Source organism: Pseudoxanthomonas sp. 68-E7 (assembly GCF_057773145.1).
Genome location: NZ_JBYMTI010000001.1, coordinates 622,074 through 635,700, shown reverse-complemented (window position 1 = coordinate 635,700; position 13,627 = coordinate 622,074). Strand labels below are relative to the sequence as shown.

At 59.1% G+C, this 13,627-nt stretch carries 9 protein-coding genes and 2 pseudogenes; 1 reads left to right on the top strand and 10 read right to left on the bottom strand.

Features of this window, described 5'->3' with window-relative positions; genetic code table 11:
- Nucleotides 1-255: 255 nt before the first annotated feature.
- The 10 genes and pseudogenes from AC3DE2_RS02955 to AC3DE2_RS02910 all read right to left on the bottom strand — a co-directional run bounded on the left by AC3DE2_RS02955 (nucleotide 256) and on the right by AC3DE2_RS02910 (nucleotide 12,672).
- Entirely contained in the window at nucleotides 256-846 is a 591-nt protein-coding gene (locus AC3DE2_RS02955; RefSeq protein ID WP_488425008.1) for a hypothetical protein, read from the bottom strand.
- Nucleotides 847-1,361: 515 nt separating this feature from the next.
- Nucleotides 1,362-1,619: a hypothetical protein gene (locus tag AC3DE2_RS02950; RefSeq protein ID WP_488425007.1), complete on the bottom strand. Its 258-nt coding sequence runs from the start codon at nucleotides 1,617-1,619 to the stop codon at nucleotides 1,362-1,364.
- 9 nt (nucleotides 1,620-1,628) lie between these two features.
- A pseudogene (locus AC3DE2_RS02945) lies at nucleotides 1,629-2,552 on the bottom strand (RHS repeat domain-containing protein); the annotation flags it as partial.
- Between the two features lie 167 nt (nucleotides 2,553-2,719).
- Nucleotides 2,720-2,977, bottom strand: coding sequence for a hypothetical protein (locus AC3DE2_RS02940; RefSeq protein ID WP_488425006.1), 258 nt, complete (start codon nucleotides 2,975-2,977; stop codon nucleotides 2,720-2,722).
- 158 nt (nucleotides 2,978-3,135) lie between these two features.
- Nucleotides 3,136-4,048 (bottom strand): annotated as a pseudogene (locus AC3DE2_RS02935) (RHS repeat-associated core domain-containing protein); the annotation flags it as partial.
- Nucleotides 4,049-4,127: 79 nt separating this feature from the next.
- Nucleotides 4,128-4,484, bottom strand: a complete 357-nt coding sequence (locus AC3DE2_RS02930; protein WP_295383595.1) for a tetratricopeptide repeat protein — start codon at nucleotides 4,482-4,484, stop codon at nucleotides 4,128-4,130.
- A 10-nt stretch (nucleotides 4,485-4,494) separates the two neighbouring features.
- Entirely contained in the window at nucleotides 4,495-8,907 is a 4,413-nt protein-coding gene (locus AC3DE2_RS02925) for an RHS repeat-associated core domain-containing protein (protein ID WP_488425005.1), read from the bottom strand.
- 879 nt (nucleotides 8,908-9,786) lie between these two features.
- Complete coding sequence (locus AC3DE2_RS02920) at nucleotides 9,787-10,368, bottom strand: hypothetical protein (RefSeq protein ID WP_488425004.1); 582 nt, start codon at nucleotides 10,366-10,368, stop codon at nucleotides 9,787-9,789.
- Nucleotides 10,369-10,386: 18 nt separating this feature from the next.
- A complete protein-coding gene (locus AC3DE2_RS02915; protein WP_295379124.1) occupies nucleotides 10,387-11,517 on the bottom strand; it encodes a PilT/PilU family type 4a pilus ATPase in 1,131 nt (376 codons plus the stop codon).
- 117 nt (nucleotides 11,518-11,634) lie between these two features.
- A complete protein-coding gene (locus AC3DE2_RS02910; RefSeq protein ID WP_141453781.1) occupies nucleotides 11,635-12,672 on the bottom strand; it encodes a type IV pilus twitching motility protein PilT in 1,038 nt (345 codons plus the stop codon).
- A 96-nt stretch (nucleotides 12,673-12,768) separates the two neighbouring features.
- Here AC3DE2_RS02910 and AC3DE2_RS02905 point away from each other — a divergent pair, with 96 nt between their 5' ends.
- Nucleotides 12,769-13,446, top strand: coding sequence for a YggS family pyridoxal phosphate-dependent enzyme (locus tag AC3DE2_RS02905; protein WP_488425003.1), 678 nt, complete (start codon nucleotides 12,769-12,771; stop codon nucleotides 13,444-13,446).
- Nucleotides 13,447-13,627: the final 181 nt, after the last annotated feature.

The window sequence follows — 13,627 nt, the reverse complement described above, 5'->3', positions numbered from 1 at the left end:
CCGCGCAGGCGTTAGGCGGCTTCGGCGGGATTCAACCGAGGCAATCTTGAGCCTAAAAATCCTTCAGAAGGCACTCTAACTCTGTCTCTAGCGTACGAAACGAACAGGGAGAATCCTGCTGAAGCAACCCGCATCGCGAGCTTCTTTATTAAGACCCTTCAAGAAGTAAAAGAGACATGAATCCGATCACCACCCCATAACCATCGCTGTGACAAATTGTCCTATCCTCTTTTTTTTGCTCGTCACTTATCAATATCACATATTTGCATATTGCTTGGAGAACGCCTCAAGCGGGAACTGGAGATCAGGATGACTACCGTCATCAAATACGAGACGCCACCACGGGGTTACATACTTGACTGCGTGTTCATCACCCCGCTCGTCTACGATCTTCAACTCCGAGATAAGAATTCCTCGATGATGAGTGACTGACGATTTTTCTTTCCCTATCTCAAAAACACGATCATCTAGCGAAATATAGTGCCTGCCATCATGGCGAAAGAAGATGACTCTCCTCGTGCCAATAACGACCTTCTCAAAGTCGATGAGCCAACCACTGGCTTCCAAACCCACATTGGACTCCGGAACGATATCCCCAGACTCGGGCGAGTAGTAGAAGAGTGGTTGCTGCAACGTATTAAATGCAGAGTGACGCCTAACAAGAACTTTGTTACTCACATCCGCATTCATTGGCGTTCTCCATGGCGCTATCTGCTCGAACTCCACTGAAAAGCTAGTCAAAGCCCCCAGTTCCGAGGTCGCGCCGACCACTTTCTTCGCCTCGCGCGTGCTGCTGCTCGACCGCAAACTCGACCCCATGCTCTGGTGGCTGTCGCCGACGTTCAAGTCGTGCTGGCTCGCGGCAAAGATTACAGCGTCGGATTGATGGCTACTGGGCAGCCGTGTGTAAGAAGACCTTTTTTGGGGATCAGGACCACTCCCGGGCGGCCATAAAATTCTATGCCGCCCCGCCCTTTCACATCTCTTATTCGGTAAAAAACCAAGATATCCGCCATTTTGTTTGCATCATCGAACCCAGCAAAGAGTTGACCAAGATCAACCTCGCCTTTAAGGACCTGCCGCGGGGCGATCGGTATTACCCTTAAGTAATCCGCAACAGGTGAAACTCTAATTAGTTTCTCTGATTTTCCGTCGGCGACCTTGAATGCCTCGAGATAGGCAAGCCTCCAACGCAGCAGGAAAATCGGTGACCTCCTTAAGTCTTTCTACCTGTCTCAGGTAGCGCTCAGATCTTCTTCAGTTTTTGGCCCCTCATTCATTTGCTCACTATGTTGCCACCACAGTCTTGACTAACCAGCCCTCGCACACATCGTTTCACATCTTGGAGCCTTCATCCTAAATCACCCCTTTTTTTCGTATTTTTCGGCTTCTGCCTCTATGCCGAAGCGTAGGCGCGCCATTGGACTATCGATAAGAAGTGACTTTCCCAACAAGGAAGATAGCCTCTCGAATTCATCCCAATCCACGCCACCAGGCGACTGCACCAGCTTGAATTCAGTGTAAAAGTCCTTTCTCCCTTCAATAACCCTATACAGCCGGATGAATGACGTTCCATCCCGCTCTTCAATTGAGACGCAATGAGAGTAGTTCTCTATCAAGACCTCACCTCAGTGTTGTGGCCATCCATGAAAAGGGGGGGCTGGCCTTTTGTTCAGGCAAGCCCATAGTCTGGTTTGCGCAGACTCGTAACACCGACTGGCGCTCCCCGTTGGTGCTCGCCTGGCGCGCTCCGCTACACCTAAGCCGCGACAGGTCTGCATCTCGATCTGATAGCGCTCCTCACAGAAATCATCGTTGTCATCTTCGTCACAGACGTTATTCAATTTATCACTTGTAGCCTGCTCCAGTTGGTTGAGCGCGCCCAAGGGTGAGTTCTGATACAGCCATTGCCCTAACCGCTCATCAAGCGGCACCGCCACCGTCGGCTTTGATTGCGGCTGTCTCTGTGGCCAGCTTGGCCAATCGCCGCCTGATGAACCCGGCGACAACCCCGAACCATCTGGATTGTTTGGGTTGTAAGCCCCTCCCATCGCTCCCATGGAACCGGTCGCTCCAGAACCGGCCATGGATGAAGACTGGAGGCCCAGCGGATCGATCATTGTCAATGGACGACCATGCACATAACTGTACGAACTTATTCCTCCATCCAACCCAATCGGGTCGCTCTCAACGTAGCACCCTGAATCGGACTCGTAGTCCCGGAAATAGTTCTGGTTGAGCGCTGAGGTCGCGTCATACCGCTGCCTCGGGAACCGCATGTCCAGCACAAAGGGGATGCCATCCCCATCCGGGTCCTGCTGCGGGGCGGTGCTGCCGAAGGCTTCGCCCTTCAGGTCCCAGGTCCAGACCGGCACGTTGCGCGCGGCTTCAATCACCACGCGCGGGCTGCCCAGATGGTCGGGCTGCACGTAGTGGAGTTGATGGCCGTTGGCCAGCAGGCCCGCCGGCAGGTCGTCCATCCACAGCGCCTGCTGGACGGGCGCGCCGATGTCGTCGTAGTCGCCCAGCCAATGACCGGCTTCGTCATATACGGGATTTTTGTGACGCAAAGATAACCTGGCTGGTGCCAGTTCAATAGCGTTTGTATCAGCTGCAAGGAATTCCGGCCTCGCATTCTCGCCACTGAACCCCGTCTGATTGGCCCACTCAAATTTGAACAGGACTTTTCAATGAACTAGACCCGAAACAGGAACGGCCACTACGGGCCTTCACCCATAGACCTAAAAGCATGCAGCCTCGCCAGAATGTAAAACCCAAAATCAGCCAGATCCTGTTTTTCGAACTCCATACGATCAAAGTTATGCTCATCAATTTCTTGAAATGTAAACATCTCTCTCTGTCGCCACTCTTTAGACTGCGGATGCAGTTCTTCAACATCGTCCAAACTGACGAACATTTTGTTATCCCTAACTGTCAAGCGGACGAGAACGGCACGCCTTAGCTTATTCGAGCTCATAGTTTTCTCCATGGCGGTAGTGGCGTATCTATCCCTTCATCTCGACCACTGAGGCAATTACCGTATCTCAACATCGCTTGTTGTCGGCAAACTTCGAATGCCTTTTTTCCAAACTGATTTCCCATCACTTTGCATGTGGCCATGTCGCGATCCAAATTTTATTGGCATTGCTTTTCGTGCCCTTCTTCATCATCCGGACACATCGCTTGTCCGGCAATATTTCCCAGAATTCCGCCAATCACGGAACCAGCAGCACCACCCAATGTGCTACCGCCAGCAGCCCCACCAATCGCGCAAGCCGCTGCTCCCGGGCCGGTTGGACTGCAAACTGCCGCACCACCTATCCCACCCAATGCACCGCCGCCGTAATAGCCGGCGGCGCCACCGCAAACCGCACCTCCAACTGTATAGGCGCCAACGCAGATTTGATCCTTTGCTAACCCTAAAGAGTCTGCAAGAATCAGCGGACTTGATCCCACATATGTGTAGGAACCGATACCGCCACTGAGTCCCATGGGGTCTGGCTGTGTGTATCGGCCTGTATCGCTTCATAGTCCCGGAAGTAGTTCTGGTTGAGCGCTGAGGCTGTGTCATACCGCTGCCCCAGGAAGCGCATGTCCAGCACGAACGGGATGCCATCTCCATCCGGGTCCTGCTGCGGCGCCGTGCTGCCGAAGGCTTCGCCCTTCAGGTCCCAGGTCCACACCGGCACATTGCGGGTGGCTTCAATGACCACGCGCGGGCTGCCCAGATGGTCGGGCTGCACGTAGTGGAGTTGGTTGCCATTGGCCAGCAGGCCCACCGGCAGATCGTCCATCCACAGCGCCTGCTGGACGGGCGCGCCGGTGTCGTCGTAGTCGCCCAGCCAGTGACCGGCTTCGTCGTAGACGGTGTAGGTGTTGGTGGTACCCGGGTAGCGCCGGACCTGTTCGCCGCGACCGTTGTAGGCGTACTGCCGGGTGGTCACGCCCGCCTGCTGTACGAGGCTCATCCGGTTGGCGTCGTTGTAGGCGAAACCGCGGGTTCCGCCGATGGCGGTGGTGTGCCGACCGCGTCGTAGCTTCGCGGCACGAAAATTTCGGCGCAATGTTTCATAAACTAAGAAACATTTCCGTGCATCTCATATCGCCTGAAAGCACTCAGCAACGCCCTATTTTTTTACCTCCCTTATCGCCTCTTGTGCATCTACATCTCCCATACTTGAGGCTTTTAAGATCCATTTTTTGTACTTCACTTCTTCGCCATCTCTTAAATAGTGGACCGCCAAATTGTAGGCCGCCTCAGGAATACCTTTTTTGGCGGCAAGACGGTACCAATGAACTGCAAGTTCACTATTTTTTTCAACCCCTTCTGCCCCATCACTGTAGATGTTTGCCAGATTGACCTGAGCTTCCCCATTACCCAACCTGGCCGCTCTTTCAAAATAATAGACCGCCATATGAATGTCGCCCTCTTCAAAGGCGTCACATCCTTTCTCAAGAAGTTCACGCGCCATTCTTTTTTTCATGTCATTTCATCTACCAACCAGCTTCATTCTGAACTGAACAAGCGGCGTAGTCGGGTGATGGATCATCATCTTCGCAGGCGTCCGGAAACAGAGCACATAGTTGCTTACACGCATATATATCACCGCCTTCACATGCGACCTGAAGAGCAATTCTCAGAGCCAAGAATGGGCCAATCGCTTTTGGAGGTAACAAGTAGTGTGGTTTTTTCTTATACACCTTCTTCCCGGTCTGGTCATTCTTCTGCCATCCCCACCCAGGATTTTTTGGATCATCCTTCCAGTGTTTTCCAGGATTGTTCGTTCCGCTAGCAGAGCCCGCATGTCCCCGTTCACCCTTACCTCCTGCACCCCTCACAAGCCCAAGAGGATCAATGAATGAAAGCGGGCTCGCACCAACATAGGCATAGGTGCTAACTCCACCATCCAATCCAAGCGGATCGCTTTGGATGTATCGGCCGGCAGCCGGTTCGTAGTCTCTGAAATAGTTATAGCTGAGCGCTGAGGCCGCGTCATACCGCTGCCCCGGGAACCGCATGTCCAGCACGAACGGAATGCCATCCCCGTCCGGGTCCTGCTGCGGGGCCGTGCTGCCGAAGGCTTCGCCCTTCAGGTCCCAGGTCCAGACCGGTACGTTGCGGGTGGCTTCAATGACCACGCGCGGGCTGCCCAGATGGTCGGGCTGCACGTAGTGGAGTTGGTTGCCATTGGCCAGCAGGCCCACCGGCAGGTCGTCCATCCACAGCGCCTGCTGGACGGGCGTGCCGGTGTCGTCGTAGTCGCCCAGCCAGTGGCCGGCTTCGTCGTAGACGGTGTAGGTGTTGGTGCTGCCCAGGTAGCGCCGGACCTGTTCGCCCCGACCGTTGTAGGCGTACTGGCGGGTGGTCACACCGGATTGCTGCACGAGACTCATCCGGTTGGCGTCGTTGTAGGCGAAGCCACGGGTTCCGCCGATGGCGGTGGTGTTGCCGGCCGCGTCGTAGCTGCGGGCCACGCCGGCCACGTCCGTGAGGCGATGGCTGGTGGTGGGGTACGTGTAAGCCGCCGTGCCCGCCGCCGTGGTGTGGGCCGTGCGGTTGCCGGTGGCGTCATAGGCGTAGACGTCGATGGCCGCCTGGGTCGGGCCGTCCTCGGTCCGGGTCAGCCGGCCCAGCGCGTCGTAGCCGAAGCGGATGGCCGGGTTCGCCACGCCCTGCGCCGTGCCCAGCTTCGTCAGGTTGCCCACCGCGTCATAGCCAAAGCCCAGCGACAGGCCGCCGGTGTTGGGGTCTTCGATGGTCAGGGGTCGGTAGTCCTGGTCCAGCGTCCGGCTCAACGTGCGGCCATTGCCGTACGTCCAGCCGGCCACCGGGCCGAAGGGATGGTAGGTCGCCTGGTTCAGCAGCTCCTGCCGCGGCTGCCCGTTGCGGGTCACGCCCACTTCGGTCACCTGCCCCTGTGCGTTGCGGCCGTAGTCCACCGTGGTGCCGTCCGGGTAGACCATCGCCTGCAGGTTGCCGGCCAGGGTGTAGGCGTAGCGGACCACGAAGCTCACGCCGTTCGTGGTCTGGACCTTGCGCACCAAGTGACCGAAGCGGTTGTAGCAGTAGCGGGTGCTGCCACTGGCATCGTCCAGGCCGCTGAGTCGACCCACGCCGAACGTTTCCCCGGCCTCGCACGCGGTCGGCACGGTGTCGTAGGTGTAGCCGACGTTGAGGCTGCTGTCCGGGTAGCTCACCGCCGTCAACCGGTTCAGGGCGTCATACGCGTAGGTCGTGGTAACTCCGCGCGCATCGGTCTGGCTGGCGCGGTTGCCGGCGCTGTCGTAGGTATAGGTGGTGGTGCCGGTGTCCGGGCTCTGCAATTGGGTCAGGTCGCCCAGGCCGTTGTAGGTGTAAGTGGTGTCCAGGCCCTTGGGGTCGGTCACCTTCGTCAGGTTATCCAGCGCGTCGTACTGGAACTTCGTCTCGGCAGCGATGCCACCCACGTTCTGCAGGGTGCGCGCCAGCCGGTTGAGCGGGTCATGGTCGTTGTCGGTCACCCGGCCCAGCGCGTCGGTCACCGTGTTGAGGTTGCCGTTGGCGTCGTAGGTGAAATCGGTCGGGTGGGCCTGGGCATCGGCCTGGGTCGCCAGTTGGCCCAGTTGGTTGTAGACCCGGCTCAGGCTGCGCTTGAGCATGCCCCCGACATCCTTGGTCTCCTCGGCGATGCGGTTGCTGGCATTGTCCAGGACGTAGTGAATGGTATTGCCGGCGTTGTCGCTGATGTCGGTCAACCGGTGGGCCGGGTCGTAGCTGTACTGGGTGAAGGCGCCATCGGGCTGGGTCACCCGCTTCACCAGCCCGGTTGGCCAGTACTCCACGCGGGTAATGGCGTCGTCGGTTTCCACGGCGTTGTCCGGACCCCGCACCTTGCTGGCGGTCAGCCAACCGCGCGGGTGGTACTCGAAGTCGGTGATGACCCCGTTCGGGTCCTTGACCGAGAGTACGCGACCGGCGCCGTCGTACTTCAGAGTCTCTGTCACCTGGCCCTTGGCATTGGTGACCTTCCAGAGGTCGCCCTTGCGATGGGGGCAGGTGGTGGGCGCGGTCGCACAGGTGGCGTCGTCGCTGGGGTAGTACGTGTAGGTTGTGGTGTCGGCTGCATCTGTGCGGGCACCGTCGACCGAGGTAGTCAACCCCAGCAGCGGGCAAGCACCCACATCAATTCCGGACTGCTCGCAGTAGGAAGTAGTGGCCGTGCGCGAACTTCCGATCGCAGGCTCCATCACCGAATACGCCAATACTTGCCCGCGAGCGTTGTAGTTCCATGTTGCTCGCTGTTTCAGCGCATTGGCGGCATCGAAAATCTCACGCTGGACTGGCTTGCGGAGTGTGGCGTGCCAACTCGTCTCGACCGTGCGCCTGACGCCCGACGTACTGCCCACCGCTTCCACCTTGCGCACCACCAATCCTTCCGGGTTGTAGTCACTGTCGGTTTGATTTCCGTTGAAATCGACCTGTACATCAGGGTAGCCGTTACTGTCATACGTCCGGCTCTTGAACGTCGCTCCATTGCACGCAGGACAGGGCTGACTGAAACTGACCGCCTTGGCACGTCCGAACAAGAAAGCCGGCGCGATGACATCCGAATGACCGTTGGCATCGGTGACCGTCGTGGCGCTCGACGTGTAGGCAAAGGTCGTCTGCTCGACCGCACCCGCCGGGTTGCCGTGGACGCTACGAACTACCCGCCTACTGGTGTCATACCCCCATGTCGCGAAGATGGAATCATCTTCGTCAAAGCGCTGCGTCAGCAACTGTGGATAACCAGTATAGGTGTATCCGTATCTCGCAATCTGCCGCTCGATGTTGTCGACACCCTTTACTTTCACGGTAGACAGGCGGGCATTCGCGTCAAAGGCATAAAGAAGCTGGCTTCCATCTGGAAGCGACACAGTGGCAAGCTTCCCAGCCTGATACATGAACCCGATACTCCTACCCCGAGCATCGGTTACCGAAGCCAATTCTCCGCCAATGTAGGACAGCGACAGGACCTCTCCAGCAGGTTCGGCAATCTGAATCAAGCGACCGGTCCCGTCGAAGCTCTCCACTGAATCATTTGGTAGAGTCAATGTCCAGCCACTGGTGACGCCTCCCGCATCCACCAATTCCGTCAGTCGATATGGGACATCGGGGTCCCGCATCCAGGTGCCCAGATGTTCCCTGAAGGTATAGAAATCACCCGAGGGGCGGGTGACCGCTACCGTTGAAGCATCAACCGTACGGACACTTCGCATGTAACTGTGCCGCCAGGTCGCTCCTAGCTCCGATACTGGTTGCAAGGAATCCGCGCTCGTGTAATAGCGCCTGAACTCCAATATCCCGACGGGGGAAGAATAGTCCGTCGCGACTTCCAGCTTGACACCTGAGAAAACGTTGACAGGGTTGCCTGCGGTAATGACTCCGTTTTCCGCTTCGCAGCAGTTGTTCTTGGCAGGATCAATTCTCGGCGCCGGGTTATTGCAGACACGTCCGGTGGGACTGAAATCCGTACCGTTCGATGAACCGTATTCACAGCCTTCCTGGCAAGAAAGAGCTCCCGATGTATTTCCTCCAGGAGCAACGTAATTCGGTCGCGTCGCACAAGTGCGATTGAGCGAAAACCATGTACTACCACACCCAGCCACCCATCCATGATTCCACTGATTTGGGGCGTTGATGGTGCAGTAACTATCAAGCCTATTGCCGATTGTATAGACCCAGTACGGAGTGCCCCAGTCGTCACGCAGGGCATCCCACAAAGATGCTTGTCGGTATACCTCGGCGTACGCCTGCCCCTCATCACATACCGGGTCCCAGGGCGGCGAAGTTGGCTGCGGGCATAAATTGGTCTGCTGCGCCCTTGCATCATTGACGCCCATCCACGCAAGCGCACACAGCAACAGGAAACCCAGGGTTCGCACCATCACTCACCCCCGAACAGGATGGTTAGCGCCGTCGAAATAATCATGATAAACATCCAGGCTTCCATACCCGTTCCCCAGTTGAGATATCGGAGTTGCCAGCGCGTTATATCGAGCAACGCCCCGACTTAATGCCTCATTACCTCAATGCCACGCTCGCCGTCAAGCCAATGGCATTTGCTGGCATCACGGAGAGCGACGGTGATCTCAAGCAACATGGTTTATGTGCATACCGAAGCGGTCCATTGCCAGCAGTGGCCAGATCTGGATGAAAAGCTCATTCCTGGATTCACATAGACGCCAATCTCGGGGTCAAAACTTCGGCGCATCAAACGGCCAAGCCCGGTGTGAAACTCACCCGCCGCACTCAAAGAGTTCCCTTTTTCTTCACCCCGCAACGCGCCTCTTCTTTGAGTTTTTTGAAACATGAGACCTCACCGACAAGCAGGATTCATCCCAGGACAAGCCACTCGTTATGACAAGCTGCTCTTGTCTCCGCCTTACTGTTCATGCCGGTGTCGACAAAGTCGGTGTGCGGCGGCCATCAACTCGGTAGAACCTCTTTGCTGGACTTCCCAGCGGTCCGACCTCATGTTTGAGGTCAACACTTCCACGTCCGTGGACCGACGGCTCCCCTCAGGTCCAGTTTCAAGACGAATGCCCGCATAGGCACTATCCGCATCGCCTTCACCTACACCGTTGAATGTCGCATCAATAGGACAGCCCGGATTCGCTTCAGCCAGGATGCTCCTGGTCTGCGAGACCAGCTCATCACCACTGGGACCTTGGCCACAGCCGGTCAATAGCACTGCCAATAGCCCACCCCGAAGAACCGCGCGCCCGCTGGTTTCCATGCATGCCCCCAGCGTTCGGATCCCCGGATCAAGCCGCCGGCACAAGGCGCGAGAGCAGATAGAGCAGCATGCCCAGTAACAGGATTGCCCAGCAGGCTCCTCCTATGACGATCGCCAGCCAGTTCCATGTGTTGATGCCGTCTTCGTCCCGATACACATCGGCGTTGACGAACTGGTTGTAGCGGCGCGCTTTCGCGTTCATCGGCAACAGCGGCAACACGGACAGCGGAAACAGCAGCCACAGGGGCACGGGCAAGAACACCGCCAGTGCCAGCACGACATATGCGATGGCCAGAAGTCCCGCTGGCGCCCTGCGCTCCCGCGTATCCTCGGCGGAGATGCGGTTGATCGCCCGGAAACAGGCGTAGGCATAGAAGATGGCGAATATCGAGCGCCAGGCAGGATTGAATCGGCGTCGATCATGCTGCCTGATCGCACGCCAGGCGCGGTAGAACCACCAGACGGCGTACCAGCCCAGGGTAAACACCATCATCACCACCAACTTCAAGGTAGGTGGTGCGAGGAAAAATGGCTTGGTGCGCGTGGCAGGCCGCTCTTCGATTCCCCCATCGGGTGCCCGATAGGGGCTGCTGTCCAGACCGGTATCCATTCCGTCAGATTGCCCGCCTTACCGCACTTCCGCCACTTCCACCCCGTCCAGCCCCTGCGCCAGGGTGCGGGCGTCGCCGCCCTGGGAGAGTTTGATGCGCAGGCGGACTTCGTTCTGGGAGTCGGCGTAGCGCAGGGCGTCCTCGTAGGAGATCTCGCCGGCCTGGTACAGCTCGAACAGGCTCTGGTCGAAGGTCTTCATGCCGAGGTTGGTGGATTCCTTCATCACTTCCTTCAGCTTGTGGACCTCGCCGTCGCGGATGTAGTCCTGCACCAGCGGGGTGCCGAGCAGGATTTCCATCGCCACCCGGCGGCCCTTGCCGTCGGGGGTGGGAATCAGCTGCTGGGCGACCACGCCCTTGAGGTTGAGCGAAAGGTCCATCAGCAGCTGGGTGCGGCGATCTTCAGGGAAGAAGTTGATGATGCGGTCCATCGCCTGGTTGGCGTTGTTGGCGTGCAGGGTGCACAGCACCAGGTGGCCGGTTTCGGCGAAGGCGATGGCGTGATCCATGCCCTCGCGGGTGCGCACCTCGCCGATCATGATCACGTCCGGCGCCTGGCGCAGGGTGTTCTTCAGCGCGGCGTCCCAGCTGTCGGTGTCGATGCCGACCTCGCGCTGGGTGATGATGCAACCCTCGTGCTTGTGCACGAATTCGATCGGGTCCTCGATGGTGATGATGTGGCCGGTCGAATTCTGGTTGCGGTAACCGATCATCGCCGCCAGCGAGGTGGATTTGCCGGTGCCGGTGGCGCCGACGAAGATGATGATGCCGCGCTTGGTCATCGCCAGTGTCTTGATCACCGGCGGCAGGCTCAGTTCCTCTACCGTCGGGATGCGCGTCTCGATGCGGCGCAGGACCATGCCAACCTGGTTGCGCTGGTAGAAACAGCTCACGCGGAAGCGGCCCACGCCGGCCACGCCGATGGCGAAGTTGCACTCGTGGGTCTTCTCGAACTCCTCGCGCTGCGCCGGCGTCATCACGTTCAACACCAGGTCGCGCGACTGCTGCGGCGTCAGCGGGGTCTGGGTGATCGGCGAAATCTTGCCGTGGACCTTGATCGACGGCGGCATGCCGGCGGTGATGAATAGATCCGACGCCTTCTGGTGCGCCATCAGCTTGAGGAAGGAGGTGAAATCGATGCTGCTCATGGGGTGGCTCCCTGTGGGAGCCGGGATTGGGGATTGGAGACTGGGGATTCGCATCCCGTCTCGGCTCTTGGTCCCGGCTTTTGCAAATCTCTAATCCCGAATCTCGTATCCCGACGCTTATTCGAACAACCGCTTGTCCTTGGCGTATTCCTTGGCCTGCTGGCGGGTGACCAGGCTGCGCTTGACCAGATCCTGCAGGTGCTGGTCCAGGGTCATCATGCCGTACTGCTGGCCGGTCTGGATGGAGGAGTACATCTGCGCCACCTTGTCCTCGCGGATCAGGTTGCGGATGGCGGGGGTGCCGACCATGATTTCCCAAGCTGCGGTACGGCCGCCGCCGACCTTCTTCAGCAGCGCCTGGCTGATCACCGCGCGCAGCGACTCGGACAGCATCGAGCGGACCATCGGTTTTTCGCCGGCCGGGAACACGTCGATGATGCGGTCGACGGTCTTCGCCGCGGAACTGGTATGCAGGGTGGCGAACACGAGGTGACCCGTCTCGGCGGCGGTCAGCGCCAGCCGGATGGTTTCCAGATCGCGCAGCTCGCCCACCAGGATGTAGTCCGGATCCTCGCGCAGCGCCGAACGCAGCGCCTCGTTGAAGCCGTGCGTGTCGCGGTGCACTTCGCGCTGGTTGATCAGGCACTTCTGCGAGGTGTGCACGAATTCGATGGGGTCTTCCACCGTCAGGATGTGCGCGTACTCGTTCTTGTTGATATGGTCGATCATCGCCGCCAGCGTGGTCGACTTGCCCGAACCGGTCGGCCCGGTCACCAGGATCAGGCCCTGCGGCTGGGCGATCAGATCGCGGAACAGTGGCGGGCAGCCCAGGTCTTCCAGGGTCAGCACGTCGGAGGGAATCGTGCGGAACACCGCGCCGGCGCCGCGGTTCTGGTTGAAGGCGTTGACGCGGAAGCGGGCCAGGCTGGGAATCTCGAACGAGAAGTCCACTTCCAGGAATTCTTCGTAATCGCGCCGCTGCTTGTCCGACATGATGTCGTAGACCAGCGCGTGGACCTGCTTGTGGTCCAGGGCCGGGATGTTGATGCGGCGGACGTCGCCGTCGACGCGGATCATCGGCGGCAGCCCTGCCGACAGATGCAGGTCCGATGCCTTGTTCTTGACCGAAAACGCCAACAGTTCGGCGATATCCATACGTTTGCCTTCCCCCGGAATAGTGCTGCAAAACTGGAACGATGCTGCCCCGAAGGGCAGTATAGCGCTCCCCAATGACCTTCCAACCGCCCCCGGATGAGCCTCGCCGACACCCTTCGCGACACCCTGCAACGTATTGAAAACGCTGCGGATGCCGCCCATCGGCCAGTCCCCCGCCTGCTGGCCGTGTCCAAGACCCAGCCGGCCTCGGCGGTGGCCGCGCTGGCGGCCGCCGGCCAGCGGTCGTTTGGCGAGAATTATGTGCAGGAAGCGGCCACCAAGGTCCGTGAACTGGTCGAGCTTTCACTGGATTGGCACCTGATCGGGCACCTGCAATCCAACAAGGCGGAGCTGGCCGCGCAACTGTTCGACTGGGTGGAGACGGTCGATCGTCCCAAGTTGATCGCCGCGCTGGCGCGGCATCGGCCAGCCGAGCGGGGACCGTTGAACGTACTCATCCAGGTGAACGTGGACGACGAAGCCAGCAAGCACGGCTGCGCGCCGGAGGAGGTTCCCGTCCTCGCCGCCGCCATCACCGCCGAATCCCGTTTGGCGCTGCGCGGGTTGATGTGCATCCCGACGCCGCATGCGGATCCCGGGCGGCGCCACCCCGCTTTCGCGCGAATGAAGGCGCTGTACGAAGCGGTGGCCGCCACGCATCCCGGCGTGGACACGCTGTCGATGGGCATGAGCGACGACTATCCCATCGCGATCGCCGAAGGTGCGACCCAGATCCGCATCGGTACCGCCTTGTTCGGTCGCCGGCCGGGTTGATCCGCGCTCGCTTCGACGCTACTCCCACGCGGTGAGGCTCGATGGCGGCCGCGTCTGGAGCACGTGATTCGCATGCATCCCGCTTGCCCCCATCCGCCCCCGTATCAAGTACGGGGCAGGCTCTTCGGGCACCTTCCCCCGCAAGCGGGGGAAGGATCGGCGTTCCAATGCGGCGACGAGA

Coding starts and splice junctions, on each gene's coding strand:
- AC3DE2_RS02940 (WP_488425006.1), bottom strand. CDS start 2,977: ATGAGCTCGAATAAGCTAAGGCGTGCCGTTCTCGTCCGCTTGACAGTT.
- AC3DE2_RS02930 (WP_295383595.1), bottom strand. CDS start 4,484: ATGAAAAAAAGAATGGCGCGTGAACTTCTTGAGAAAGGATGTGACGCC.
- AC3DE2_RS02925 (WP_488425005.1), bottom strand. CDS start 8,907: ATGGTGCGAACCCTGGGTTTCCTGTTGCTGTGTGCGCTTGCGTGGATG.
- AC3DE2_RS02920 (WP_488425004.1), bottom strand. CDS start 10,368: ATGGATACCGGTCTGGACAGCAGCCCCTATCGGGCACCCGATGGGGGA.
- AC3DE2_RS02915 (WP_295379124.1), bottom strand. CDS start 11,517: ATGAGCAGCATCGATTTCACCTCCTTCCTCAAGCTGATGGCGCACCAG.
- AC3DE2_RS02910 (WP_141453781.1), bottom strand. CDS start 12,672: ATGGATATCGCCGAACTGTTGGCGTTTTCGGTCAAGAACAAGGCATCG.
- AC3DE2_RS02905 (WP_488425003.1), top strand. CDS start 12,769: ATGAGCCTCGCCGACACCCTTCGCGACACCCTGCAACGTATTGAAAAC.